Source organism: Coriobacteriaceae bacterium, from assembly GCA_025992705.1.
GTDB lineage: Bacteria > Actinomycetota > Coriobacteriia > Coriobacteriales > QAMH01 > QAMH01.
Genome location: DAJPGJ010000001.1, coordinates 2,150,770 through 2,175,356 on the forward strand (window position 1 = coordinate 2,150,770; position 24,587 = coordinate 2,175,356).

Here is a 24,587-nt window from a genome sequence, read left to right on the forward strand (position 1 = left end):
GGGCGTGCCCATAGCTTGGCGGCGGCCTTCGCAGGCGCCTCAAGCCATAACGTTATGGTCCCTTCGCATGGTCACCGACGCACATCACTTGGCAAGGGCTCCGATAAGTGCCTCGTTATGTGGCATGGTGGTCGGCGATGTGGCCACGGGAGCACATCGCTTGGCAGAAACGGGGTTATAGGACAAAACGTGTTGATGGCTAATCCCATTCGGCGCGCCATGGGAGAGCATGCCTGAGTTCTGCCCAGACTAGCCCATCGCCCCACTCTTCAGGACCATCGGTTCTCTGAGATTCTGTCGATACTTGCCTGCACAGTTCCTCTATATCGTCATCCGTAGGCATGGTTTTCAGAATCTCAGCTGCCGGAAGCGGGACTTCCGTATGAACATAGCACCACCAAAAGATAGCCTTCGCCCTTCTCATCAAACTCAGCCCTCGATGGTCTCTCAGCATGCGTCTGAGCTGTGCGTTGATTCCTCCCTCGATCTTGTTGTTCATGCTCGGGATTGGCCCGTCGCAGGTAAGCTCTGGATCCAGGAAGGTGAACAGCAGGTTCTTGCTCACGAGCCTGTTCAAGCCGTTCCTCGCCGTTACCAGCCTCTCATGCGTCCAGCGCATCCGTCCGCTTTCCTCATCGAGGGTCCTTTCGGCGAGGAAACCCTCCCACCTGGAACACCATGCGCTATAGGCTTCAAGCCAGGCCAATGCTGAAGCCACCTCCTTGATCGCGAGCAGCTCCTTGGCCAATCCGTAGAGTTCGACTCCGGCTTGCAGCTTGGGACGTGACGTCGTCTGCGCCCTGACTTGGCAAAAAGCATGGAAGGTGCAGCGTTGGACGCGGGTTGTCGGCCATACCCTCTTGCGCGCTTTCTCGAATCCCGTGCCGCCATCGCAGACCACGACATCCGGCGGGGGTATCTTGCCCATGAGGGCAGCCCATGACCTCGAGTTCTCCGAACGCGCGAGATACCAGCCGATCACATGCTCTTGGGTGCAGGCGATCAAGACGACGACGTTGCGGGCCAGATAGATGCCATCTGCGAAGACGACATGGTGGACCTCCCCTGTGATCGGAGCCAGCGGCCAGATGCTCCAGAACTTTGAACACTTGCGTCTGAACGTACGGCCGCCACCGGCCATGTCTGCCTGGCGCTCGTTCGAGAGAAGCCATTTGAGGAAGGTCTTTAGCTGCTTTGCGGTGTTATCTAGTTTGTGCGTGGTGGTCGCCCTGCAAGACTTGCAAAGCCAACGCTGCGATCCTGCAGCAGTCTTGCCGTTCCGTACCATCTTGCCCCCGCACACAGGGCATTTGATGTTGTTCATGCCCGTAATTCAAACACGGGCAACTTTCAGAGGGATTTTATGGCACCTGATCTGGGGATATGCTTGAATCTATCAACACGTTTTGTCCACCCTCATAATTGGACGCAGACAACTTTGAAGGCACTTTTACGCACTCTCACCTGGAGAAACAGATGAAATCAGGGCTATGTTTCAAAAAGTGTGTCCGAATAAGACCCGTTACCCCAGTTGAACACAAGCAAATCAGGTCCTTGAGTTGGAATCGCCCAACTCGAAGGTGTTTCAAAAAGTGTGTCCGCTTTCCTCTTGACGTGCCTGTTCAGGCAAGCTTTCCGAAGGGAAAAGTTGCCTAGTGGACAGGATGACGCCTTGAGTAGCCCGAGATGCGACGTTTGCGGAAGCGAGATGAAGGGGAACGGATACACGAAGGCAGGGACCAAGCGCTGGCGGTGCAAGTCGTGCGGTGCCTCCAAGACGAGAAGGATTGACAACGCCGCCAAGCTGCTCCGGGCCTTCCTTGCCTGGATCCTCTCCAAGAGGTCGATCGCCGATCTCGGATACAGCAGGTCGACCTTCTGGCGAAAGTGCGCCGGGTTCTGGGAGCTTTGGCCCATCGCCCCTTTCACCGGCGAGGTCTTCGACACGGTCTTTCTCGACGGCATCTGGTTTTCCCACGACGCCGTCGTGCTCGTCGCGCGCTCCAAGGAGCACGTGATCGCATGGCACCTGGCGCAAAGGGAGTGCTCGAGCTCCTGGGCGGCGCTGATGATGAGGATACCCGCTCCGATGCTGGTGGTGTCGGACGGATCCACCGGGCTCGCGAAGGCGGCGCGCACCGTATGGCCCGGCACCAGGATACAGCGCTGCGTCGTGCATGCCGCGCGCCAGGTCAAGCGCTACACGACCAAGAGTCCCAAGCTCGAGTGCGGCCGCGAGCTCCTGGGCATCGCGAACCGCCTGACGAGGGCCAAAGACGAGGACGCGATGAGGGAGTGGCTCGTCGACTACGCGCAGTGGTGCTCCGATTGGAGCGAGTTCCTGAAGGAGTTCACGGTGAAAGACGGCAGGAGGGTCTACACGCACGAGAGGCTGCGGCGGGCCAGGGGAAGCCTCAACCGCCTGGTGAAGGAAGGGACGCTTTTCACATTCATCGAGATGCAAAGGGAGCGCGGCGGGCGCTGGGATTCCACCAACAACCCGATCGAGAGCCTGAACGCGCAACTGAGGGAGATGCTCAGGCTGCATCGGGGATTGCCGCTGCTGCACCGCGTGAAGGCCGTCATGTGGTGGTGCTACATGCACACCGAAGAGCCCGAGAGCCCGGCGGAGATCCTGCGCCGCATGCCGAGGGACGAAGACGTCGACGGGCTTTTCGCAACCGTCTCGGGCGAGGGCCGGCATTCGGATGGAAGCCCGGAGAGGTATGGGAAGGCCATCGACTGGAACGAGTTTCACATGCCGACGAGGTACCGTCAGTGATGTCCCGCCGGACACACTTTTTGAAACATAGCCCTGAAATCATCAACACGTTTTGTCCTATAACCCCAGAAACGCCACGAATTGCGGCGTGGTGGCCATCGGCTCAACCACCAGCACACATTACTTGGCGATGGCTCTCGCAAATGCCACGAATTGCGGCGTGGTGGCCGCGATGCGGAAACCTACAATAAAAAAAGCCGCTCGAAAGCGGCTTCTCGAAATTCTGATGTTGGCGGGATTGACGGGGCTCGAACCCGCGACCTCCGGCGTGACAGGCCGGCGCTCTAACCAGCTGAGCTACAACCCCGCGTCAACAGCGAAAGCAATACTACAGAAACTTGCCCCGTTCGTAAAGAAGGAAGTCGAAAAAACTTCAGCTATGCGTCGGTGGTTGGCGTACTCGCACCACTGGTAGCCTGTGCGTTCGGCTCGCTCGGCGTCACGGGCTGCGGCTTGAGCTCATCAAGCGCCGTATATTCGGGATGATTGGCGTTATTGACCTGAATGTGCGTGTGATTGCCGTTATCGCCTTCGGCCGTATAGTTTTTGAGCTGCATCGAATCGCCAAGATACTGGAAAACATCGCGGATCTTGGCCATGGGCGTCACGCCCGCCGTCACCTTGTCTCCAGCCTTCACCGTCACGTCAGTCAGATGAATGAGCACCACGTCCAAGTCGGGGCGCCCCTCGGGACGGATATGTATGCGATAGTCATCGATCTCGTTATAGAGCTTGTACTGCTTGACGAGGATAACCTCTCCCGTAACCGGCGCATACACCGTCGCCCCCACGGGGCCGCCGCAGTCGATCGCGCTCATGACGGGGCCGGCGTTGCCTTCTCTGAAGCAGCGGATGAACTCGCCCGTCATCCACTTATCACCCGTGGGCTGCTCGGAAGCCACGCGTCCCGTTCCGTGTGCCGCGATGATGTCCGTGTTCTTGGCCTCTTTGAGCTGCGTCGTGATTTCGTTTGCATAGGCATAGGAAGCGTTGTGAATCAGGACCTCGGTCAGGTCCTCCATCGCGACGGCAGAATGCATGGTGATGCCCGAACTCTCGGACATGATGGGTGTAGGCAAAGACGCCTGCTTTGCGACGGAAGCCGTGGCGCCCTGCGTTTGGCCCGCATCTGCATCGCCCTGCTGACCGCAAGAGTTAAAGAGGCTCACGAGTATCACGATGACAAATATCGCAGCGATGATGGCGATGATCTTAGGCGATATGTTTGGCAGCTTCGAACTGGAGCTCCTGTGACTGCTTGGCGTGCGGTCGACGTTGGGACGCCGATCGAACATCGACTTCCCCGAATGACCCGCAGGGTTTACCGTGAAGGAGCCTTTCTTGCGACTCGACCCGTAGCTCTCGCGCGCATAGCGGCTCGTCGCCTCGAGGTCGCCGAAACTCGGTCTATACGCCGACTGCCGTCCTTGCTGTTGTGCCCAGGGCTGAGCCTGCGACTCTGCCTCTTGCGAAACCTGCGGCTCGAATGGGTCGAGCTGGTCCTTGGAATGCTGCCCGAGGCCCTGGTCGACTCCCCATTGCGCCTCGTGCGCCTGCTGCGCCTGTCGTGCCTGCGCATATGCGGATGCGTGCTGCGTCTCCTCCGTCTGCTGCACGCGCGGCATGTGCCGCCCACCGTGCGCAGCGGGAACGACCTGCGCGTCAGGGGCTTCCTGCGGCTCCTGCACGCGGCCTGCCTGGGGCTGTGTGCGTGGCTGCCACTCGTCATGCTCCTGCACCGCCTGCTCGCGCTGCACCGAGCGTTGCTGGCGCATGTGCTGCTGTGGTTGCTCCTGCGCAGCCTGACGTTGGACCCGCTGTTGCGCCTGACGCTGCGCGTCAGCCTGTGTCGGCATCTGGCGCAGAGGACGCTGCGCTCGCTCATGCTCGTATGCCGATGCCTGCGCTCGCGTGCTATGCGTCGAGCGCTGGTAGTCGTATTGTTGGCGTGCCTGCTGGGTGGCTCGTGCACGTTCCAGGCGCTCGGGGTTCGGGCGTGGACTCTGACGACCAAAACGCCCCTGCACGTTCGTCTCGGGTTCGAGCGGCCTGTTACGACGGCGCTCTTCCTCCTGCTGACGGCGCATCCGCTCCTCGGCAGCCTGTTGCTGCGCCATCTGACGACGACGTCGCTGCTCGGCGGCTCGGCGCTCGGCAGCCTCGCGACGTTCGCGCTCCATCTCGGCAGCCTCGAGCTCGGCTTGCTCGCGTAGCGTCAGCTTGCGAGCGGCCTGCTTGCGCTCCGCCTCGCGCCAGTCCTCCTGGCGCCCAAAGCGACCCTGCACGCCCTCGCTATCGTAGTCGGGGCGCCGGCCCGAGCGGGAGTCTCCATATGAACGCGCATTACGCTGATCCATGGCACTACCCTCGGTTAAACCTGTTCATGGCAGTTGTCGCGCCCTCGTCAATCGCGCAAAGCGCGGCATCGGCGGCAAGTGCAACCGCATGCTCGAAGTTCTCCGCCTCGGCCCCCTTGGGCACTTGAAGCACGAAATCCGTCACGGGCTTGCGTCCCGGCGGATGCCCCGTACCCACGCGCACGCGCGTGTACGCATCGCTTCCAAGCTTGGCGTGAATCGACTTGAGGCCGTTATGGCCACCATGGCCACCACCCACCTTCACGCGTATCGTCCCCGGTTCGAGATCCATCTCGTCGTGGATGACGAGCAGCTCGGCAGGGGCGATCTTGTGCGCAGCGGCAAGCTTGCTGATGGGACCACCGCTTGTGTTCATATACGCCTGCGGTTTGACAAGCAGCAGCTCCTCGCCACCATGCTGCACATGCGCGACGAGCGCTCCACTCTCGTTCTTCCAGTAACGCGCTCCCAGCTCATCGGCAAGCAGGTCAAGTGCGAGAAAGCCAGCATTATGCCGCGTGGCCTCGTACTCGGGGCCAGGATTGCCCAAACCTGCTATGAGCCTGTAGTCCATCGTTACAGCGCGAAGTCCGGGTCGAACAGGGTCGAGACCGAGCCGTTATTGAAGACGTTGTTAATCGCCTGCGCGAAGAGCGGAGCGATGCTAATCTGCTTGATTTTGCCGGTAAGGCGCTCCTCGGGGATGGGAATCGTGTTGCACACGACGATCTCGTCGGCGACCGAGTTCTCGAGACGCTCGTAGGCGGGACCGGAGAAAATCGGATGCGTGGCACTGACGCGCACAGACTTGGCACCGCGATCTTTGAGCACCTTCATGCCCGCGCAAATGGTACCCGCAGTGTCGATCATGTCATCGTTGAGGATGCAGTTCTTACCCTCGACATCACCGATGATGCTCGTGATCTCGGCCACGTTGTGCGAAGGACGGCCCTTGTGCATGATGGCGAGATCGGCGTTGAGCAGGTCGCTCATCTTCTTGGCGACCTTGGCGCGACCCACGTCCGGGCTCACGACGCAGAGGTTGTCGAGTCCGAGACCCTCGAAGTAATCGGCGAAGAGGTTGAGCGCCGTCAGGTGATTGACCGGCTTCTCGAAGAAGCCCTGGATCTGGCCCTGGTGCAAGTCGATGGTCGTGATCGAGTCGATACCCGCCGTCTCGAGCATGCGCGCGACGAGCTTGGCGGTAATCGGCTCGCGTGCGGCGGCTTTGCGGTCCTGACGTGCATAACCGTAGTGCGTGACTACGGCATGGATCCTTCCCGCGCTGGCACGCCGGGCGGCATCGGTCATGATGAGCAGCTCCATGAGGGCGTCGTTGACATCGCCCGAAATCGACTGGACGAGAAAGACGTCCTCGCCGCGTACGGACTCCATGAAGCGCGCGTAAGTCTCGCCATTGGCGAACTTTTCGAGCGTGATATCACCCAACTCGACATCAAGGTGACCTGCGATCTCATCGGCGAGCTCCGGATACACCGAACCCGAGAAGATATGCAGCTTGCGCTCTGCGGCCCTGCTCCGCCTTTTTCCCATCGTTACAATCCCTTCGTTAGCTCGTGCGCTTGCTCTTGAAATGCCGCGCGGTCCAGTCCTCGATGATCTTCTGCTCGTTGCGCTCTACGGCGAGTGCACCATCGGGCACGTCCTTGGTGATGCAGCTCGCGGCACCCGTCACGACATTGGAGCCGAGCTTGACGGGAGCGACGAGCATCGTGTTCGATCCGACGAACGTGAAGTCGCCAATGACTGTTTGATGCTTGTTCACGCCATCGTAATTGCAGGTAATCGAGCCAGCGCCGATATTGACGTCAGTCCCGATCGTCGCGTCGCCGATGTAGGAAAGGTGCGGCACCTTGCTGTCCGGACCCACCGTGGACTTCTTGATCTCGACATGCGTACCCACATGCGCGCCCTCGCACAGATAGGTGCCGGGACGTAGGTAGGCGCGGGGACCGACCGTAACGCCGGTCTCGGTGGTCGTCTCGATACCCACGACTTCCTCGAGCACGTTATCGGCACCGATAGCGCAATCGGTGAGACGCGTGTTGGGACCGATGACGCAACCGCTCGAGACGCGCGTGCTGCCCCAGAGCATGGTCATCGGCAGCAGCTCCACATCGTTCTCGACAATGCAGTCGGGACCAACCCACACAAGATCGGGATCGAGCATCGTGATGCCACCTGCCATGAGCTGCTCGTTGATGCGGCGCTGCGCAATCTTACTCGCGGCGGCAAGCTGCGAGCGCGAGTTGACGCCAAGGCACTCGTCGTCATCCTCGACGACCATGCTCGACACGGTCAGACCATCGGCTGCCAGCAGCGCAAGCATGTCCGTGAGGTAATACTCGCCCTGGGCGTTATTGCGATCGAGCTTGTCAAGATGGCTCAGAAGCGCGGGAGCGGAGAAGCAGAAGACGCCGGAGTTACACTCGCGGATGGCGCGCTGCTCGTCCGTGCAGTCCTTCTCCTCGACGATGCCGCACACGTTGCCGCTCTCGTCGCGCACGATGCGCCCGTATCCGAAGGGATTGGCGGGCTCCATCGTAAGCACCGTGGCGGCAGAGCCGGTGGCCTCGTGCGCTGCGATGAGCGCCTCGATGGTGGCCGGCCTGATAAGCGGCGAGTCACCACAGAGCACGACGACGTTGCCCTCGAAGCCCTCGAGCTTGTCCGCCGCGCACATGACCGTATGACCCGTGCCGAGCATTTCGAGCTGGTACGAGATGACGCAATCGCCGAGCAAGGGCTCGACTTGCTCACGACCATGGCCAATGACCACGTGAACGTCTTCGCAACCAGCCTGGCGTGCCGCATCCACAACCCAACGCACAAGCGGCTTGCCCAACATCTCGTGGGCGACCTTCGGTTTGTTGGATTTCATGCGGGTTCCAGCGCCTGCTGCAAGAATCAAAGCTTTAGCTTCCACATGCGCTCCCATTGAAGTAATTGAATGGCTGGGGCAGAAGGAATCGAACCCTCATTCGCGGTACCAAAAACCGCTGTCCTACCGTTGAACGATGCCCCAGTAGCCTGCCTGCATGATTCTAGTGAACCGCGGCACGATTCTCAAGCGGCGATGCGGGGAACGCGACATATGCGAACCCAGTCGCACACGGGAGCGATGTCATGCGCGAAACGTTGCGCACCCGCCTCGTCGGCGCAGATGGCAAAACTCGTCGATCCACTTCCCGAGACGAGCGCGTTGAGCACATCGGGATGCCCATGTGCCATATGAAGGCGCTGCTGAATAAGCGGGTCGGCCGCACAAGCCGCGGGCCCAAGGTTGTTTGCGCAGAGTGCGGCAATGGCGGCGGTGTCGTCTGTGGCCATACGCAACGCTTGGGCGAGCGCATCGGCATCGGGCGCAGGCACGGGGTCATCGTCGAAGGCGCGGTACACCGCTGCCGTGGAAAGGCCATCGTTGCTTCCCATGAGGACGATGGGAGCTGCAAGCGGTGGCAGCGCACACTCGAACAGGTCACCGCGTCCGCCCATGAGGGCGCATCCGCCGTAGAGGAAGAAGGCGACGTCGGCACCGAGAACACGGGCAACCGCAACAAGGCGCTCATCGTGCACGGGAATGTCCGCGAGTTGCGCGTACGCCTTGAGCGTCGCAGCCGCATCGCTCGAGCCACCGCCGAGCCCGCCACCTGCTGGGATATGCTTCTCGACCTCGATGACGAGCGTGGCACCGTCAGCGACTGCCACAGGCCCGCAAGCTTGCTCGGCTGCGTCGATGGCGCGAAAGACGAGGTTATCACGCGGATCGAGGCCGTCGACGTCGCATGTCAACAGCACATGCGTTCCCGCCTGCGTTTGCAGCGCCTGCGAAGCAATACCAGGCTCGATATGAACGCGCACGACATCGTGCAAATCGAGCTCCTGGAAGACGGAGCGCAGCGAATGGTAGCCATCGACTGGCGGATAGGATATCGCGAGACACAGATTGACCTTGGCGCGAGCCTCAAGCACCAACGCCTCTGATTGCGGATTGCCCATGTGCGAATAGGCTAGATGGCCTCTTGCTGAAGCGCCGGGAAAAGCGGTTGCTCGTCCTCGGGGTTGGTAAGCTCGACCGTGCCCGTCAGGACATCCACGTACTGATAGGACTGACGCGCCTTGCGACCGCGCTTCTCGTCCGTCTCGACGATGAAGAGCGACTTGTGAGCTTGGGTGAGCACGCCTTCGCGCTCGATGATCTTGGAGCGCCCCATATTGGCGCGAATGCGCAGACGCCTACCCGTAAAACCGACGAGCGTCTCGTGGATGCTGTTAACGTAAGCGACCTGTCTATTGATTATTTCTTCCATGAAGAGTCCTCCTGATACAAAGGAGACATAATAATAACACGCCGCACGAGATTTTGCATGCATTATACTTACCAACACTATTTTTGTCCGCGTCAACGGACAATGCAGGTCGTATCGTACCAAGGAGCACGTATACATGGCGTTTATCGATAGTTCTGAGCTGGGGCACTGCCCAACCGCCCAGCTTCTCATCGAGAATGAAGTTCCCTCCCGCATCGCAGCAAAAGATGGCTCTGCCTTCAACTTCTCCGCAGAAGTCGCGGATTATGCGGCAACCCGTCTTGGTTGGACCACATTGGCAAGCAAGCCACCATGCGATCCGTCAGAGATAGCCATCATCGCGCAGCAGGCGCGAGGCGAAGGTCTCGATGCCGTCGTCCTCATCGGTCAGGGCGGCTCGACGCAAGCCCCGCAGACGGTCACCAAGCTCTACAGCCTCGAAGTCACTGACGAGGTCCCGTTCAAGACGATGGACGCCCTCTCGCCGGTCTACGTCAATCACATCCTCGGATCGTCGGACCCGGCACGCACGCTCTATATCGTGTCGAGCAAGTCGGGAACCACGCTCGAGCCAACCGTGCTCTCGCACGTGTGCTGGAAGTACGTCTGCGCTCACCTGGGTGCCGAGCGCGCCGGCTCGCGCTTTATCGCAATCACCGACCCGGACACCGAGCTCGAGCACGTCGCCCGCAAGAACCATTGGCGCGCCATCATCCACGGCGAACCCGACGTGGGCGGCCGCTACTCCGCACTCTCGGCCTTTGGCCTGCTCCCCATGGCAGCCATCGGCATCGACATCGAGCGCATGCTCGAGGACGCCGTCCCCATGGAGAAGCTCTGCGCCTCGGATTCGCCCGAAAACCCGGCAATCTGGCTCGCGGCTTTCCTCTACGACAACCTCAAGGCCGGTCGTGACAAGTTCTCGCTGCTCATGCCGCCGAGCAAGCAGGTCTTCGGCCTCTGGGTCGAGCAGCTCGTTGCCGAGTCTCTTGGCAAGGCAGGCGTTGGCATATTGCCCAACGTCGAAGTCGACGCGGGCATCCTTTCCGACCCGCACCACGATCGCTGCGCCATCCTCTGCAACATGGACAGCGATGAAGCATTCGAGCATGCTCGCACCTGCGTGCACCCGGATATCCCGGTCTTCCGTCTGGATATCCCCGATAGCACGGCCATGACGCGCTACTTTCTCATCTGGGAGTATGCCGTCGCCTTCTGTGGTTGGCTCATGCAAATCAACCCCTTCGACCAACCTGACGTCGAGAGCACCAAGGCGGCAACGCGCCAGATCCTCTACAACCAGGGCGGTCACTTCGATGTCCCGGAAGATGTCTGGGGCAAGCCCGCTTACGAAGAGTTCGAGCTTGGCTCCTGCAACTACGCCGATCGCGTTTACGTGAGCTCCGCACTTCTCGATGCATTCGACGGCTCACATGAGAACATCGACGCAAACGCCGCGTTGCGCATGCTGTTCTGCTCGATCAAGGACGATGATTATTTCAGTCTCAACGCGTTTCTGCCCTTCAAGGGCGTCGGGCGCCGCGAGACGCTTGAGAAGGTACGCCACCGCGCAGCCGATCGCCTCGACGTGTGTTCATGTCTCGAAATCGGCCCCCGTTATCTGCACTCCACCGGCCAGATGCACAAAGGCGGCCCCAACACGGGTGTCTTCCTTGTCGTCAGTGCCGACGAGCCCTTCGACATCACGGTGCCCCATGAGGACTTTACACTCGGCGACGTGGCAAACGCCGAAGCGCTCGGCGATTTCTCGGCGCTGGCAAGCCGTGGCCGTCGTGCCATCTACATTCATCTGAAGGATAACGACGACAAATACCTATCATCGTTTGCCAACGATGCTTGTTCGGCTATCTCAGCTGCCTACGCCCTGCGGACGCGCTAGAAGACGGGGCCGCTCATGATGCTCTACGCATGCGCGAGCTGCATCCTGGGATGGGCGGGCATGACGGGCATCGCCCAAGCTTCCCTGCGCACACGTGGATTCGATGCTGCGCTCGGACGTGCTCTTCGCGTGCTCATCACACTCGTGTGCATGAGCGGCGCGCTCGGTGCCTGGCTCCTGCTCGACAACGTCATCTGCTGTTTGAGCTTCTCGTTTGCATGCGCGTGCATGGCTGCACTGCTCGTCTGCGATTTGCGTGAGCACATCCTGCCATCCGAGCTTGTCGCTGTGATGTTCGCATGCGCTCTTGTCTTTCGCGTGATGGAGGGCGGCGTTATGGAAACGATTGCAATCGTGCTGCCCACGGGAACGATTGCCGCGATCGTGCTGCTGCTCAACTACCTTCGCATGCATCGTAGCGCATGCGAACTTATCGGCTCGGGTGATGTGCGCATGCTCATGCCGCTCGCGCTCTTCTCGGGAACCGAGGGCCTCATGTGCGGTGTCTTTGCGTGCGCAGTGCTCATAGGCGCGCTCGCGCTCGTACAACTTGCCACGGGCCGCGCGGACCGCCACTCGCATATCGCGCTTGCTCCCGGTCTTGCCGCCTGGCTCTTCGCGGGGACGCTGCTTCCGCTGCTATGAGACAAACGTGCCTGGCACGCTGTCTCATATCCTAGTCAAAGAGAGGTTTTGACTACCGACGCGACTCGGATCCCATCGAGCGCGGCCGACATGATGCCGCCGGCATAGCCTGCCCCCTCGCCGCACGGATACACGCCATGCACATGCGTCGACATGAGCGTATGAGAGTCGCGTACGACACGCACCGGCGACGAGCTGCGTGCCTCGATACCCGTGAGCAGTGCGCCGGGGTCGGCAAAGCCGCGCAGGTTGCGATCAAGCACCGGCAACGCCTCGCGCAGGGCCTCTACCGCAAAATCCGGCAGACAGCCCGCAATCGGCGCCTCAACCACGCCGAGCGGATAGCTCGCCTCGGGCAACGTGCGTGGCTTGCCCGCGATACCCGCGAACTGCCCCACGCGTTGCACGGGGGCGTGCCAATCCGCACCACCCGCGGCAAACGCCGCCTGCTCCCAGCGACGCTGGAACGCGATGCCCGAGAGCGGATCGACCGCATCACCGAAATCGTCGGGCGTCACGTTGCACAACAGCGCCGCGTTGGCGTTGGCCCCATCACGCGCCTGACGTGACATGCCGTTTACCGTGAGGCCACCTTCCTCGCTTGAAGCCGCAACCACCTCGCCACCGGGACACATGCAGAAGGTATAGACTGAGCGACCGTTCTCAAGATGGCACGCAAGCTTGTAATCGGCAGCTCCGAGCGCAGGGTGCCCCGCCGCCTGCCCGTACTGGGCGCGGTTGATGAACTCCTGCTCGTGCTCGATGCGCACGCCAATGGAAAAGGGCTTGGGCTCGAGCTCGAAACCAAGCTGCTTGAGCAGCGCGAAGGTGTCGCGTGCCGAGTGCCCACAAGCAAGGATAAGCCGCGATGCTTCGACCTCGTATCGAACTCCGTCGCCCTCGAGCGTAACGCCATGCAGCATCCCTGCCGCATCGATATCCATCCCCACGAGCTGTGTATGAAAGCGTACCTCGCCACCACAGGCGATGATGCGTTCTCGCATGCGCTTGACAACACCTGCGAGCACGTCCGTGCCAATGTGCGGCTTTGCCTGCCACAGAATCTCGAGCGGTGCTCCCGCCGCGACGAAGGTCTCGAGCACGTGCGCAATCTGCGGAGAGTTTTTACCCGTCGTGAGCTTGCCATCAGAGAAGGTGCCGGCTCCGCCCTCGCCAAACTGCACATTGCTCGCCGTGTCGAGCACGCGCGTGCGGTGAAAGCGCTCGACATCTGCCGCACGCTCCTCGACGGGTGCTCCGCGCTCGATAACGAGCGGACACAAACCTGCCTCGGCAAGCTCAAGTGCGGCGAAGAGTCCCGCCGGCCCCGTCCCCACGACCATGGGGCGCGTGCGACCAAGGTGACACTCGGGAAGCGGGCGCTCCTCGATGGGCCGTACCGGCTGTGGCGCACCCATGCCCTCGCCGATACCAACGGTCGCGACAAAGTGCACGTCGCTCTTGCGACGCGCGTCGATGGAGCGGCGCAGCAGGTAGGCGCGTTGGACGCCGAGGATATCTGCAAGCACTTGCGAGGAGCGATCGGGCTGCAGATCGCGCACGACCGCAAGACCCTGATCAAGCGTCAATTTGATATTGGGGCGTTTCTCCATCGATAATGCTCCTGCCGTCACGGCATTAGTCGCGCTTTCTGGTGTAGCCATTGTAATACGCCGCTTACCGCATTCTCTTGCCACCGCACATCTACATGTCACGACGCGCAGGCAATCCCGCGCCAACGACGCCTACGAGCCTGATATAGTTTACGAGCACACACGCCTGGTAGGGGAAAACGCAGCATGCAACGACTTGTAGACACATTCCAACAAGATTCTGTCCCGTATGCTTCGACGCAGCAGGCAAAGCACGCTGATTGGCGCATCTTGCGGACTGCCCTTATTGCGGTTGCCCTCATGCTGGCCGTGCTTATCACGATGGCCTCTCTCGCAAGGCCTGCGCACGCTGCAGAAGAACCGTCAGGCAACGATGTCGCTCTCGAAACTCCCGAAGTGGATACACCCCCATCAGCTGACACAGGCGCGGCGCCTGTCACCGATATCATCCTCGCGCAGGATGATTCGGCGCCATCTGATATTGAGCTAGTCGACGTCGTCATCGACGAGCAACCTGCTCCGGATCCCGAACCCGAGCCTGAGCCTGAACCCGAGCAGCCGCTCACTCAGTCGGAGGAGACCGTGCCGCTGTACCGCATCTACAATGCGCAGACGAGCGAGCATTTCTACACCACGGACTGCGCGGAGCGCGATAGCATCTGCAGCATCGGTTGGGTCTACGAAGGCGTCGGCTGGATGGTGCCGCTCTTCTCCGACCTGCCGGTGTTTCGCCTGTATAACCCCTATGCGGGCGATCACCACTACACGCTCTCCGTCATCGAGCGCGACAATCTTGTCGAACACGAATGGCGCTTTGAGGGCATCAGCCACTATTCGGCCGTTGACGAAGCGATTCCCGTCTATCGCCAGTACAACCCCAACGCATGGACAGGTACGCATAACTTCACCATCTGGCCCGACGAAGACCAGATGCTCACGGGCGCCGGCTGGCATTCCGAAGGCGTGAGCTGGTATGCCGCCGCGCTTCCCGTACACGAGGACGGGCCGGGCATCAACACCGCGAACCTCCGCTGTCTGGTTGCGGGAAGACCCGACTGGGGCTTTTCGACATATGGTCAAATCAACATGGATCAGCGCGGGACGTGGGAACATCACATGTGGAATGGGGATGTGGCCTTTGTCGCGATTAACCACAACACCGGCGCCTGCATCTCTTACAACGCAGGCAAGGACTACTACAGCGCATCGTCCATCAAGGGTCCCTACATCGCATCGCTTTGCATGAACGACGCACCTGGCGTTTGGGGCGTACGCAACACGATCAACGAGACGATCTACTACTCGAGCAATACAGGCTATAGCTCGCTGTATAACCGCTATGGCCGCTGGTACATGAACAAGATCGCAGGTGATAGTGGTGTCGAGATACGCATGAACCGCGGGCATTACACCGATATCACGCCCCTGGAACTTGCCGAGCTCTGGATCACCATCGACGAGTACCTGCGCTATGGCGGTCCCAATCGTGACTTACTTGCAGACGCCTTCCGCGATCACTGCTATTACAAGGAAGGCTGGATTTGGGGCGCCAACTACGGCGGTGCCCTTGACGTGCTCGGAGGTGTCGAGGGCGATTGCATCTACGCGGTCGCGACGCACTACTCCTACGGCGACGGGCGCCTCTGGGATCTGAGAAACGCGGTGTTGTCAGCCGTGTGCTAGCGGCCCTTCTTGGCTTTGGCGGCAAGCTCCTCGGCAGAGAGCTGCGTCTCCTCGAACACCTTGGTGCCGTCGAGACCGAACGCCGTGTGCAGCAAGCGCACTGCCTCCTCGGCGCTCTCGGCCGGAATGACGACGCTCGTGCGGATGTCAGAGGTCGAAATCATCGTGATGTTGATGCCACCCTCGGCAAGCGTGCGGAACATCTGTGCCGCGACACCCGAGTTGACCTTCATGCCCGCACCGATGATGGAGACCTTCGCGACTTCCTCGGTGATGAGAAGCTCGCGTGCGCCGAGCTCGCGCACGATACGATCCATGACTTCGGTCGTCTTCTCGATATCGGCACGCGGGCTTGTGAAGGTGATGTCGGTGTGCCCGTTCTCGGAAAGGTTCTGAATGATCATATCGACACCGAGATTGGCGTCGGCCATGGCCCCAAAGACCCTGGCGGCTACACCCGTGGTGTCGGGCACGTCACGAATCGTGAACTTGGCTTCCGAGAGGTCGTGTGCGACACCGCTGACAATAGCCTTTTCCATAGTGGGGTCATACTCCTTCACTATCGTGCCCGGCTCATCGCTGAATGACGAGCGGCAATGTATCACCACGCCAAAATTACGCGCGAACTCGATGCAGCGCTTGTGCAACACGCCCGCGCCGCCCGCGGCCATCTCGAGCATTTCCTCGTAGCTGATCTGGTCAATCTTGCAGGCGCGCGGAACGATGCGCGGATCGGCCGTGTAAACGCCGGCAACGTCCGTGTAAATCTCGCAAACGTCTGCCTTGATGCCTGCCGCGATGGCGACCGCCGTGGTGTCCGAGCCACCACGACCGAGCGTCGTGATATCGCCGGCAGCATCGATACCCTGGAAGCCGGCAACGATGACGATGCGGCCTTCGGAGAGCGCCACGCGAATGCGGTCGGCGTGAATCTCGCGAATCGATGCCTTGCCGTGCACGCTATCGGTGATAAGGCCAATCTGACGACCAGAGAGGCTGATGGCCTCCTCGCCAAGCTCGGCGACGGCCATGGCCAAAAGCGACATCGAGACCATCTCGCCCGTGGAGAGCAGCGTGTCCATCTCGCGCGGGTCGGGTGACTCGGAGATGGAGCTGGCAAGCGCCACGAGGTCGTCGGTCGTCTTGCCCATGGCAGACACGACGGCAACAACGCTATCGCCAGCACGCTTGCGGCTGACGATGCGCTGGGCAACGCTCCTGATGCGCTCAGGATTCGCGACGGAAGTTCCGCCGAATTTTGCAACAACTACAGACATGCTCGGAATGGTAGCAAATAATCCCCGCGTATCAGGCTCGATTTCTCACTTCTGCATACTTTTGGTACTATATTCGCCATGAATACTGCAGAAGAAAAGGCTGCGCTGCGAGAAAGCATGCGCGCCAAACGTGGTTCGATCGCAGCTGATGTTCGCAAAACGTATGAGGCAGCATTAGAAGATAGGCTCTTCAATCTTCCAGCCCTCAGGCATGCGAAATGCATCGCCGTCTACTATCCCACCGGGTCAGAGGCACGATTTGTCTCAAATCGGGAAAAGCTGTTCCTGTTTGACCAGCGTCCTGTCATCGCCTTTCCCGTCGTTCGCTCCGAGACGAACATGTCGTTCTTCGCCTTTGACATGAACGATGATTGGAGCGTCCTCGAAACGCCGCGAGAGATAGTGACGGAGCTCGACTCCTCCCGGCACATTCCGCCGGAAAACATCGATCTCATACTCGTGCCAGGCATCGCCTTCGACAAGCACGGCAATCGCCTGGGGCAGGGCGGCGGATTCTACGACCGTTTCCTCCCCTATCTAAGCGCGGAGAGCATGACGATTGGCATCGCATTCGACGAGCAGATTGTTGACGAGGTGCCACGCGAGGCGACCGATTGCCGGGTCGACTACATCGTGACCCCCACGCGCGTCATCACCGCAGAGAAATAGCGCCAGGCACAGGCGCGAAACCAGACAAAAGTGCCCCGGCGAGGTTTGTCTGGTTTTAGTACCTGTTGTCGAAGATGCGCGTCGTCTTCTTCTCGCTGCGCGGCAAATCCTCGATATCGACGGGCTTGACCTGCGGCGTAAAGCCGATGCGGTTCTTGAACTCCGTCGCGATGGTCTCTTCCATGTTGTACTTGTTGGCACTGGGCTCGACTTCGACAAAGAGCGTGGCGATGTCCTTGCCGTTGAGATGGTCGATCATCATCTGGTACTCGCTACTCGCGCCGTCAACTGCGGCGATGACCTCCTCGATTTGCGCGGGGAACATGTTGACGCCATGCACCTTGACCATGTCGTCGGTGCGGCCGGTGATGATGTCGATGCGCGGATGCTCGTTGTGTCCGCAGGCGCAATCACCCGGCACGATACGCGAGAGGTCGTGCGTACGGAAGCGGATGAGCGGCGCACCCTCTTTTTGCAGCGTCGTGAGCACAATCTCTCCCGGCTCGCCGTCGGGAACGGGCTCTCCCGTGACAGGGTCGATAATCTCGAGGTAGACGTAGTCGCTCCAGATATGCACGGCGCTATCGGCCTGGCAGTTGATGCCGATACCTGGACCGTAGACCTCGGTGAGGCCATAGATATCGTAAAGCTCGACGCCGAGCTCGTTAGCGATACGACGACGCATCTTCTCGCCCCAGCGCTCCGAGCCGATGATGCCCTTGCGCAGCTTGATTTGGTCGCCGATGCCGCGCTTGGCGATTTCCTCGGCAAGGCGCAGCGCATATGAGCTCGTCGCGCAAAGCACCGTGCTCTCGAGATCCATCATCATCTTGAGTTGCTTGTCGGTGTTGCCCGGACCCATGGGAATCGCCATGGCACCAAGCAGCTCACAGCCAAGCTGGAAGCCGATGCCGGCAGTCCACAGGCCGTAACCCGGCGTGATGTGCACGCGATCTTCCTTCGTGACGCCTGCATACTCGTAGCAGCGCGCAAACTGGATGGCCCAGTCCTCGACGTCCTTCTTGGTGTAGGGAATGATGACGGGCGTGCCCGTCGTACCCGAAGAGCTGTGAATGCGCACGATTTGCTCGGGCGGAACAGCGGCGATTCCGAGCGGATAGGCCTCGCGCAAATCGCCCTTGTCGGTAAAGGGAAGCTTCTCGAAATCGCTTTGGTCCTTAATCGCGTCGATGTCGATACCCGCAAATTTCTTTGCATAGAAGCCATCGGGGATTGCAACGAGCTTCTTGAGCTGGGCCTTGATGATGTCAAATTGCTCTTCGGTCATGTGCATGGTGCGTAAAACCTTTCAAACTAGACGTCGACGCCAAGGAATGTGCGAACAGCGTATCCCAAAACGAAGGACAGCGCCGCGACACCAAGGGAAATCGCGCACATCTGCCCAAAGTTTTTGCCAAACGATACATCACGCGCAACGGAGGTATAGAAATTGAAGCCTGCCAGAATCAGCACCACGAGAACGAGCATGATACCCATGGCCAGCAGGTACATCTTGTCATCGAGGATGAGGTAGGGCAGCAGCAAGATGACGACGGTGATGAAGTACGCGCCGCCCGTCATGAGACCCGATTTGGCCGCATCGCCCTTGCCGTCACTGCGCTCGGCCAGATACTCGCTTGCGGCCATCGAAAGCGTCGCGGCGACACCGGTGATGAGGCCGGAGAGCGCAATGAGGCGCGTGTTCTGCATGGCGAGCGTGAGACCGGCGAGGGTGCCGGTGATCTCGACGATGGCATCGTTCATGCCGAGGATCATCGCGCCCACGTACGAGAGGCGCTTCTCGGAGAGCAGGGCGAAGAGCTTGGCATCGCGGTCGCGCTCGTCAGCTTCCATCTTCTCGACTTCGGGCACCTCGTCGAGCAGCTTCTTGGAATGGTTGACGAACTTGATCTTGCGCCGGTCCATGAGCTTGGCGGCGAAGGTGAAGCCGAAGAGCCGCGCCATACGCGCATAGCGCTTGACCTTGCGCTCGTCTGCGGCAAGTTGCTTGTTGGTGTAGGTCTCGAGTGCCTTGGCCTGACTTGCGACCTCATCGGCGACTCTGGCGAGCGCCTCGCGATTATGCTCATCCTTGATGGCGTCGGCCATCGCATGATAGGCGGCGGCTTCCGTCATCTCGCTCTGCTGGATACGCAGAAGAATCTTCTGGATGTCCGCGCTGTATGCCATGCGATGCTCCTCCCGTCGAGTGCAAGTTCATTATAGCCAATCAAGATGGATGAGGATTTGTCCGAAGCGCTTCTCTCGTTGCGCTGCTCAAGGGAAGGGCTAGGGAAGTCGGCCGAGGCATAAAAAAGACCGCCTGATGAGGCGGTCCGAGTGGTTGATGGTGGCTAGAGAGGGACTTGAACCCCCGGCACAGGGATTTTCAGTCCCCTGCTCTACCAACTGAGCTACCTAGCCATGGCGCTTAACAGCAGCGGTTAGTTTACCAAAACGAGCGTTGCGGTCAAGCTTCGTCTCTCAAGAGGTCGACAGCCTGACACGCAAGGTCGCGAATCTCGTCGTCATCGCACTCCGAAAGCTCGAGCAGTGGTTCGAGCGCTGCAAGATCCTTGAAGTGCGCAAGGGCTTCGATGGCGTATCGCACGACCCACTCGTAGTCGTCGTCGAGTGCCTCGATGCACAGCTCCGTAGTCTCTTTGTCTGCGGGGAAGTGCCCAAGCGTCCAGATGCACGCCGCGCGCAACTCGCCTTCCCTGTCACCGAGAGCGCCAAGCAGCGCGATGCGCGCTTGCTCGATGAGGGCATCATCTGTCGTGATGTCGAAGCCTGCGAGCTCGGAGCGCTCGCCGATAGCCGTCACGGCGGCAACGCGTATGGAAGGCGCGATTGTCTTGTCCGCGACGATCTCGCAGAGCTTGTCGAGGCAGCGCGTGGTGGGAATCTGGCCAAGCGACCAGGCGCAGTTCACGGCAACGCGCTCGTTCGGATCATTCAAGCATTCGACCAAAGCCTCGAACGCACGGTCGTCGCCGAAAATGCCAAGCGCCGTGGCAGCAGCCGCCCGCACCTCGTCCACCGGGTCAAAGAGACAGACAAGCACAGGCGCGAAGCCGCGCACGTCAGCAGCCTTGGCCAGGCCCGCAACCGCCATGGCACGAGCACGGGGATCATCATCGTGCGTAAACTCGATGAGCAGTTCAATGTTCTCAGCGGGCATCGTGCCCCTCCATTCTCCATCTGTACTTTGGAGGATTTTACGATAAAATGCCAAGGCACTGGGCGATTAGCGCAGCGGGAGCGCATCTGCCTTACAAGCAGAGGGCCGCAGGTTCGAACCCTGCATCGCCCACCAGAGATTTCTTCGAGCCGCTCCGTGCGGCTCGTTTCATTGGTACGGCCATTTCGATTGAGAGCATGTGCATATGAGAGTAATTCAAACATCGGAGATTACGAATGCGGTGAGCGAGCTCTGTATCCGGGCCAACTGCGTCATGAACGAAGGACTTTTGAACGCACTGCATGAGGCACGTGACAGCGAAGAGTTGCCCGTGGCCAAGGCGACGCTCGGCTGCATGCTCGAAAACGCCGCCATTGCCGCTGGCGAAATGGTGCCTATTTGCCAAGACACGGGTGCGGCCTGCGTCTTCGTCGAACTGGGCCAGGACGTACATATCGAAGGCGGCTCGCTCGTCGATGCCATCAACGCAGGCGTTGCGTTCGGCTATACCGAGGGTTACCTACGCAAGTCGATGGTGGCAGACCCGCTGCGTCGCGTGAACACGGACGACAATACGCCCGCGCTCATCACCGTCGATATCGTGGATGGCGACGCTCTCAAGATTACGCTTGCGCCCAAAGGCGCTGGCTCGGAGAACATGGGGCAGCTCAAGATGCTCAAGCCGGCTGACGGTATCGATGGAGTGCGAGACTTCGTGCTCGACGCCGTCAGGCACGCCGGCCCCAATCCCTGCCCACCCATCATCGTAGGTGTGGGTGTGGGTGGCAACTTTGACCACGTCGCTTCGCTCGCCAAACGCGCCCTGCTTCGGCCCGTGAGTGTGCACAACCCCGACCCCTTTTACGCGCAGCTCGAGGTCGAATTGCTCGACGCCATCAACGCCTTCGGCACCGGCCCTGCTGGCTTCGGTGGTGCGACGACAGCCCTCGCCGTCAACATCGAGCAGGCTCCCACGCACATCGCCTGCTTGCCCGTCGCAGTCAACATCAACTGCCATGTCGCCCGCCACGAGGAGGTAGTGCTGTAATGGGAATGCCTGAAGCACAGCGCATCGACGGAGACATCACCCGCGAGCTTGCACAAACGTTGCATGCAGGGGACCAAGTGCTCTACAGCGGCATCATCTACACCGCGCGCGATGCGGCGCACAAACGCCTCGTCGAGGCGCTCGATGCTGGCGAGGAGCCGCCCATCAGCATTGACGGTGCCATCATCTATTACGCCGGTCCTGCACCCGCCAAGCCTGGCTACCCCATAGGCCCTGTTGGCCCGACTTCAAGCTACCGCATGGATCCGTATGCCCCACGCCTGCTTGACCTTGGCCAGCGCGCGATGATTGGCAAAGGTGCCCGTAGCCAGGAAGTCATCGATGCGGTCATCCGCAACGAAGCAGTCTACTTTGCCGCAATCGGTGGTGCAGCGGCGCTCATCGCCAAGAGCGTCAAGCGTGCCGATGTGATGGCATACGATGATTTGGGGACGGAGGCAATCAGGCGCCTCGAGGTCGTGGATATGCCGTTGACCGTCGCCATCGATTGCCATGGCGGCAACATTTACGAGACAGGTCCAGCAGAGTACCTGGCAAATTACCGTCATCTCGACTGAGGTGACCGCCAGGACGTCCCCGTACTGTCATTTCGACCGGAGCGACCGTAGGACATCCCCGTACTGTCATTTCGACCGGAGGCGCGTAGCGCCGTAGCGGAGAAATCTCGGGACGAGAGATTTCTCGACTCCGCTTCGCTTCGCTCGAAATGACAGAGGGGCTCGTTGTGCTCGAAATGACAGAGGTGTGGCCGTCAGGCCGCGGCCTACTCCAGGAAGCACTCATTGGGATGCAGCCCATAGCGTGCGCAAACAGCGCGTAGCTGCTCGTCGCTCACCAGGTGTGGCGGCTCTGCTCCTCCGTTTGCGGCACGAGCCTCCAGATAGATGGCTGCCGACTTCTCGACTGTCTCAATCGCGCCGAACGCCTTCTCGAAACTAGCCGCTCGCGACATGATGCCATGCTGCGTCCAAATGCAAACGGTGTAGTGCGCCATGAGCTCGCAGGTTGCCGTGGCAAGCTCGGGGCTACCCGGCACCATCCACGGCAACACGCCAACGCCTTGGGGAAACACGATGATGCCCTCGGTCATGATGCGCCACAGCGTACGCGTCCACATACGCGCCTGCGGCTCGAGCAACGTCGAGAGCGCGATGACATGCGGGCAGTGCGCATGATAGACCACGCGATCGGCACCGTCACCAGCACGCAGGGCAACATCAAAAGCGGCTAGATGCGTCTCGAGCTCGCTCGAAGGACGGACGCCATCTTCGAAGCCCCAGCGAATGCGCCAGGCGCTGCCATCAGCATCGAGCTCGATGACGCCACATCCACGTGAGCCATCGTTTGCAAGGCTGCTCAAGTATGCACCCGAGGCGGTCATGAGGAAGTGCATGCCGGCAAGCTCGGGGACAGGCTGCTTAAGTGCATGCCACGCATTCTCACGCTTGAATAGGGACGCAAACATGCGCAGGTCTTCCTCGGTCAACCGGTAGCTCAGATTGCCCCCATTGGCTTCATGCCAACCTCGTGCGGATGCCTCAGTGCATAGACGGACGAAGCCCCATAGGCACGGAGGCCACGCGGCATACATGGGTTCATCGTATTGGGCGGTCATTGATGCGATGCGCGAAGCAGGCCGCTAGCCGATGCGCGGCGGCGTGCTGGCAGGCGGAATCGGCGGTACGAGCGGAGAGCCCATTGGAGGTGCTGCGGGTGCAGGGCGTGGTGCGGTAGAAGACTGCGTCTGCGTGGCAGGCTGGGAAGCCTGTGTTGTCTGCTCGGCATGAGCTTGCTTGGCGCTCTCAAAGAACTCGTTGCGTTGCTCGCGAGCCTCCTTGACAGCGTCGCCTTCCTCTCCAAGCTCGCTTTGCAACGAGGAAATCATCTGCTCGAAATACATGCAGAGCTGGTTTTGCGCGCCCTGGTTGAGCTTGCCAAAGATAATCTCGGGCATCTTTTGATCCGGAAGCTCGACAGCCTTGCCCTTGTCCGTAAGCCAGACAAGCATGACGCGCCTATCGTCTGGTGAAGCGGAACGCTCGACATAGCCATCCTTCTCCATCTTACCCAGAACCTCGTTGAGGGAGGAAACGCGAATGCCCATGACGGTCGCCATTTCCTTTGTGCTTACGCCATCCTTCTGCTTAAGAAGCGCGAGAACACGACCACGACCACGTGTCGTATCGCCAAGAGGGCCCAACTTGCTGGTGTTTTTATTGCGAACAGCTTCCACCATCTGACGAATTAACATGTACTTGTCAAAAAGCTCGCCCTCACGACCCATGGCTTCCTCCGTTTATATATGGTACCTGTAAATAACTACTATAAATTATACGGTGGCTGTACGAAATGTCAAGGAGCGAAGCGGTATCTTTCCCGCTTAGATGCTATATAATCACCAATTGCACAACCCATAGCACAATTCGCATGGAAGGGAGTTCAAGGTGTACTACTCAAAAGAGATCGAGCTCATGTGCCCGGTCGCGAAGGGAGCCTATCACGGTCCCGCCCCCATCCCCGAAGAGGGCAAATGGGTTCAAGCGAAGGAGATTTCCGACATCAGCGGCTTCACGCACGGCGTCGGCTGGTGCGCTCCGCAACAAGGTGCCTGTAAGCTCACCCTCAACGTCAAAGACGGCATCATCGAAGAGGCTCTGGTCGAGACCATCGGCTGCTCGGGCATGACGCATTCCGCTGCCATGGCAAGCGAAATCCTCCCCGGCAAAACGCTGCTTGAAGCCCTCAACACTGACCTCGTCTGTGACGCCATCAATACCGCCATGCGCGAGCTCTTCCTGCAGATCGTCTACGGACGCACGCAGACCGCCTTCTCCGATGGTGGCCTTCCCATCGGCGCCGGTCTTGACGACCTCGGCAAGGGCTATCGCTCGATGGTCGGCACCATGTACGGCACCAAGCTCAAGGGTTCTCGTTATCTCGAGCTCACGGAGGGCTATGTCACGCATATCGCACTCGACGAGAATGACGAGATCATCGGCTATGAGTACGTCAACTTCGGCAAGATGATGGATGCCGTCAAAAACGGTGTCGACGCCAACCAGGCGATCAAGGACGCA

At 60.1% G+C, this 24,587-nt stretch carries 22 protein-coding genes and 4 tRNA genes; 9 read left to right on the forward strand and 17 right to left on the reverse strand.

Features of this window, described 5'->3' with window-relative positions; genetic code table 11:
* Positions 1-199 precede the first annotated feature (199 nt).
* Positions 200-1,324, reverse strand: a complete 1,125-nt coding sequence (locus OIM11_09340; GenBank protein HJJ01323.1) for an IS1249 family transposase — start codon at positions 1,322-1,324, stop codon at positions 200-202.
* 270 nt (positions 1,325-1,594) lie between these two features.
* Between OIM11_09340 and OIM11_09345 the strand changes: the two genes are divergently transcribed.
* Positions 1,595-2,782: an IS1249 family transposase gene (locus OIM11_09345; GenBank protein ID HJJ01324.1), complete on the forward strand. Its 1,188-nt coding sequence runs from the start codon at positions 1,595-1,597 to the stop codon at positions 2,780-2,782.
* A gap of 230 nt (positions 2,783-3,012) precedes the next feature.
* Here OIM11_09345 and OIM11_09350 read toward each other — a convergent pair.
* The 8 genes from OIM11_09350 to OIM11_09385 all read right to left on the reverse strand — a co-directional run bounded on the left by OIM11_09350 (position 3,013) and on the right by OIM11_09385 (position 9,470).
* Positions 3,013-3,089, reverse strand: a tRNA-Asp gene (locus tag OIM11_09350).
* 70 nt (positions 3,090-3,159) lie between these two features.
* Positions 3,160-5,139, reverse strand: coding sequence for a M23 family metallopeptidase (locus tag OIM11_09355; GenBank protein HJJ01325.1), 1,980 nt, complete (start codon positions 5,137-5,139; stop codon positions 3,160-3,162).
* 4 nt (positions 5,140-5,143) lie between these two features.
* Positions 5,144-5,713, reverse strand: coding sequence for an aminoacyl-tRNA hydrolase (gene pth / locus OIM11_09360; protein HJJ01326.1), 570 nt, complete (start codon positions 5,711-5,713; stop codon positions 5,144-5,146).
* Positions 5,714-5,715: 2 nt separating this feature from the next.
* Entirely contained in the window at positions 5,716-6,693 is a 978-nt protein-coding gene (locus OIM11_09365; protein ID HJJ01327.1) for a ribose-phosphate pyrophosphokinase, read from the reverse strand.
* A gap of 16 nt (positions 6,694-6,709) precedes the next feature.
* The gene (gene glmU, locus OIM11_09370) at positions 6,710-8,086 is read right to left on the reverse strand and encodes a bifunctional UDP-N-acetylglucosamine diphosphorylase/glucosamine-1-phosphate N-acetyltransferase GlmU (protein ID HJJ01328.1); all 1,377 of its coding nucleotides are present in this window, start codon (positions 8,084-8,086) and stop codon (positions 6,710-6,712) included.
* A gap of 25 nt (positions 8,087-8,111) precedes the next feature.
* A tRNA-Gln gene (locus OIM11_09375) sits at positions 8,112-8,185 on the reverse strand.
* Between the two features lie 41 nt (positions 8,186-8,226).
* A complete protein-coding gene (locus OIM11_09380; GenBank protein ID HJJ01329.1) occupies positions 8,227-9,132 on the reverse strand; it encodes a hypothetical protein in 906 nt (301 codons plus the stop codon).
* A gap of 38 nt (positions 9,133-9,170) precedes the next feature.
* Positions 9,171-9,470 carry a Veg family protein gene (locus tag OIM11_09385; protein ID HJJ01330.1) on the reverse strand — a complete coding sequence of 100 codons (300 nt, stop codon included), beginning with the start codon at positions 9,468-9,470 and terminating at the stop codon, positions 9,171-9,173.
* Positions 9,471-9,606: 136 nt separating this feature from the next.
* Between OIM11_09385 and OIM11_09390 the strand changes: the two genes are divergently transcribed.
* A complete protein-coding gene (locus OIM11_09390; protein HJJ01331.1) occupies positions 9,607-11,370 on the forward strand; it encodes a hypothetical protein in 1,764 nt (587 codons plus the stop codon).
* 15 nt (positions 11,371-11,385) lie between these two features.
* Positions 11,386-12,015, forward strand: a complete 630-nt coding sequence (locus tag OIM11_09395; protein ID HJJ01332.1) for a prepilin peptidase — start codon at positions 11,386-11,388, stop codon at positions 12,013-12,015.
* A 35-nt stretch (positions 12,016-12,050) separates the two neighbouring features.
* Here OIM11_09395 and OIM11_09400 read toward each other — a convergent pair whose 3' ends face one another.
* Complete coding sequence (locus OIM11_09400; protein ID HJJ01333.1) at positions 12,051-13,679, reverse strand: FAD-dependent monooxygenase; 1,629 nt, start codon at positions 13,677-13,679, stop codon at positions 12,051-12,053.
* A gap of 135 nt (positions 13,680-13,814) precedes the next feature.
* Here OIM11_09400 and OIM11_09405 point away from each other — a divergent pair, with 135 nt between their 5' ends.
* Positions 13,815-15,311, forward strand: coding sequence for a hypothetical protein (locus OIM11_09405; protein HJJ01334.1), 1,497 nt, complete (start codon positions 13,815-13,817; stop codon positions 15,309-15,311).
* Here the strand turns inward: OIM11_09405 and OIM11_09410 are convergent.
* Positions 15,308-16,588 (reverse strand): aspartate kinase, encoded by a 1,281-nt coding sequence (locus OIM11_09410; GenBank protein HJJ01335.1) that lies wholly within the window; start codon positions 16,586-16,588, stop codon positions 15,308-15,310. The two genes, OIM11_09405 and OIM11_09410, sit on opposite strands and share 4 nt — an antisense overlap.
* 78 nt (positions 16,589-16,666) lie before the next feature.
* Here OIM11_09410 and OIM11_09415 point away from each other — a divergent pair, with 78 nt between their 5' ends.
* Entirely contained in the window at positions 16,667-17,257 is a 591-nt protein-coding gene (locus OIM11_09415) for a 5-formyltetrahydrofolate cyclo-ligase (GenBank protein HJJ01336.1), read from the forward strand.
* Positions 17,258-17,312: 55 nt separating this feature from the next.
* On the opposite strand, the gene OIM11_09420 is transcribed toward OIM11_09415, so the two are convergent.
* The 4 genes from OIM11_09420 to OIM11_09435 all read right to left on the reverse strand — a co-directional run bounded on the left by OIM11_09420 (position 17,313) and on the right by OIM11_09435 (position 20,441).
* Complete coding sequence (locus OIM11_09420; GenBank protein HJJ01337.1) at positions 17,313-18,551, reverse strand: phenylacetate--CoA ligase; 1,239 nt, start codon at positions 18,549-18,551, stop codon at positions 17,313-17,315.
* A gap of 20 nt (positions 18,552-18,571) precedes the next feature.
* On the reverse strand, positions 18,572-19,447 hold the full coding sequence (locus OIM11_09425; protein HJJ01338.1) for a VIT1/CCC1 transporter family protein: 876 nt from the start codon (positions 19,445-19,447) through the stop codon (positions 18,572-18,574).
* A gap of 158 nt (positions 19,448-19,605) precedes the next feature.
* Positions 19,606-19,681: transfer RNA gene (locus tag OIM11_09430), tRNA-Phe, on the reverse strand.
* 46 nt (positions 19,682-19,727) lie between these two features.
* Positions 19,728-20,441: a HEAT repeat domain-containing protein gene (locus OIM11_09435; protein ID HJJ01339.1), complete on the reverse strand. Its 714-nt coding sequence runs from the start codon at positions 20,439-20,441 to the stop codon at positions 19,728-19,730.
* A gap of 60 nt (positions 20,442-20,501) precedes the next feature.
* Between OIM11_09435 and OIM11_09440 the strand changes: the two genes are divergently transcribed.
* From OIM11_09440 to OIM11_09450, 3 genes are all read left to right on the forward strand, one after another.
* Positions 20,502-20,576: transfer RNA gene (locus OIM11_09440), tRNA-Val, on the forward strand.
* A gap of 70 nt (positions 20,577-20,646) precedes the next feature.
* On the forward strand, positions 20,647-21,489 hold the full coding sequence (locus OIM11_09445) for a fumarate hydratase (GenBank protein HJJ01340.1): 843 nt from the start codon (positions 20,647-20,649) through the stop codon (positions 21,487-21,489).
* A complete protein-coding gene (locus OIM11_09450; protein ID HJJ01341.1) occupies positions 21,489-22,067 on the forward strand; it encodes a Fe-S-containing hydro-lyase in 579 nt (192 codons plus the stop codon). The genes OIM11_09445 and OIM11_09450 overlap by 1 nt, the downstream gene beginning before the upstream one ends.
* Before the next feature lie 206 nt (positions 22,068-22,273).
* On the opposite strand, the gene rhaD is transcribed toward OIM11_09450, so the two are convergent.
* Together rhaD and OIM11_09460 are read right to left on the reverse strand one after the other, a co-directional pair.
* Positions 22,274-23,101: a rhamnulose-1-phosphate aldolase gene (gene rhaD, locus OIM11_09455; GenBank protein ID HJJ01342.1), complete on the reverse strand. Its 828-nt coding sequence runs from the start codon at positions 23,099-23,101 to the stop codon at positions 22,274-22,276.
* 48 nt (positions 23,102-23,149) lie between these two features.
* Positions 23,150-23,794: a MarR family transcriptional regulator gene (locus OIM11_09460; GenBank protein HJJ01343.1), complete on the reverse strand. Its 645-nt coding sequence runs from the start codon at positions 23,792-23,794 to the stop codon at positions 23,150-23,152.
* A 160-nt stretch (positions 23,795-23,954) separates the two neighbouring features.
* On the opposite strand from OIM11_09460, the gene OIM11_09465 reads away from it, so the two are divergent.
* Positions 23,955-24,587: hypothetical protein (locus tag OIM11_09465; protein HJJ01344.1), on the forward strand; the 633-nt coding region annotated here is incomplete at its 3' end.

What these genes read in the sequence shown, in the direction of transcription:
- OIM11_09405 (HJJ01334.1), top strand. Translation starts at nt 13,815, where the DNA reads ATGCAACGACTTGTAGACACATTCCAACAAGATTCTGTCCCGTATGCT.
- OIM11_09435 (HJJ01339.1), bottom strand. Translation starts at nt 20,441, where the DNA reads ATGCCCGCTGAGAACATTGAACTGCTCATCGAGTTTACGCACGATGAT.
- OIM11_09355 (HJJ01325.1), bottom strand. Translation starts at nt 5,139, where the DNA reads ATGGATCAGCGTAATGCGCGTTCATATGGAGACTCCCGCTCGGGCCGG.
- pth (HJJ01326.1), bottom strand. Translation starts at nt 5,713, where the DNA reads ATGGACTACAGGCTCATAGCAGGTTTGGGCAATCCTGGCCCCGAGTAC.
- OIM11_09395 (HJJ01332.1), top strand. Translation starts at nt 11,386, where the DNA reads ATGATGCTCTACGCATGCGCGAGCTGCATCCTGGGATGGGCGGGCATG.
- OIM11_09390 (HJJ01331.1), top strand. Translation starts at nt 9,607, where the DNA reads ATGGCGTTTATCGATAGTTCTGAGCTGGGGCACTGCCCAACCGCCCAG.
- OIM11_09450 (HJJ01341.1), top strand. Translation starts at nt 21,489, where the DNA reads ATGGGAATGCCTGAAGCACAGCGCATCGACGGAGACATCACCCGCGAG.
- OIM11_09410 (HJJ01335.1), bottom strand. Translation starts at nt 16,588, where the DNA reads ATGTCTGTAGTTGTTGCAAAATTCGGCGGAACTTCCGTCGCGAATCCT.
- OIM11_09415 (HJJ01336.1), top strand. Translation starts at nt 16,667, where the DNA reads ATGAATACTGCAGAAGAAAAGGCTGCGCTGCGAGAAAGCATGCGCGCC.
- OIM11_09425 (HJJ01338.1), bottom strand. Translation starts at nt 19,447, where the DNA reads ATGGCATACAGCGCGGACATCCAGAAGATTCTTCTGCGTATCCAGCAG.
- OIM11_09445 (HJJ01340.1), top strand. Translation starts at nt 20,647, where the DNA reads ATGAGAGTAATTCAAACATCGGAGATTACGAATGCGGTGAGCGAGCTC.
- OIM11_09340 (HJJ01323.1), bottom strand. Translation starts at nt 1,324, where the DNA reads ATGAACAACATCAAATGCCCTGTGTGCGGGGGCAAGATGGTACGGAAC.
- rhaD (HJJ01342.1), bottom strand. Translation starts at nt 23,101, where the DNA reads ATGTATGCCGCGTGGCCTCCGTGCCTATGGGGCTTCGTCCGTCTATGC.
- OIM11_09460 (HJJ01343.1), bottom strand. Translation starts at nt 23,794, where the DNA reads ATGGGTCGTGAGGGCGAGCTTTTTGACAAGTACATGTTAATTCGTCAG.
- OIM11_09420 (HJJ01337.1), bottom strand. Translation starts at nt 18,551, where the DNA reads ATGCACATGACCGAAGAGCAATTTGACATCATCAAGGCCCAGCTCAAG.
- OIM11_09365 (HJJ01327.1), bottom strand. Translation starts at nt 6,693, where the DNA reads ATGGGAAAAAGGCGGAGCAGGGCCGCAGAGCGCAAGCTGCATATCTTC.
- OIM11_09400 (HJJ01333.1), bottom strand. Translation starts at nt 13,679, where the DNA reads ATGGCTACACCAGAAAGCGCGACTAATGCCGTGACGGCAGGAGCATTA.
- OIM11_09385 (HJJ01330.1), bottom strand. Translation starts at nt 9,470, where the DNA reads ATGGAAGAAATAATCAATAGACAGGTCGCTTACGTTAACAGCATCCAC.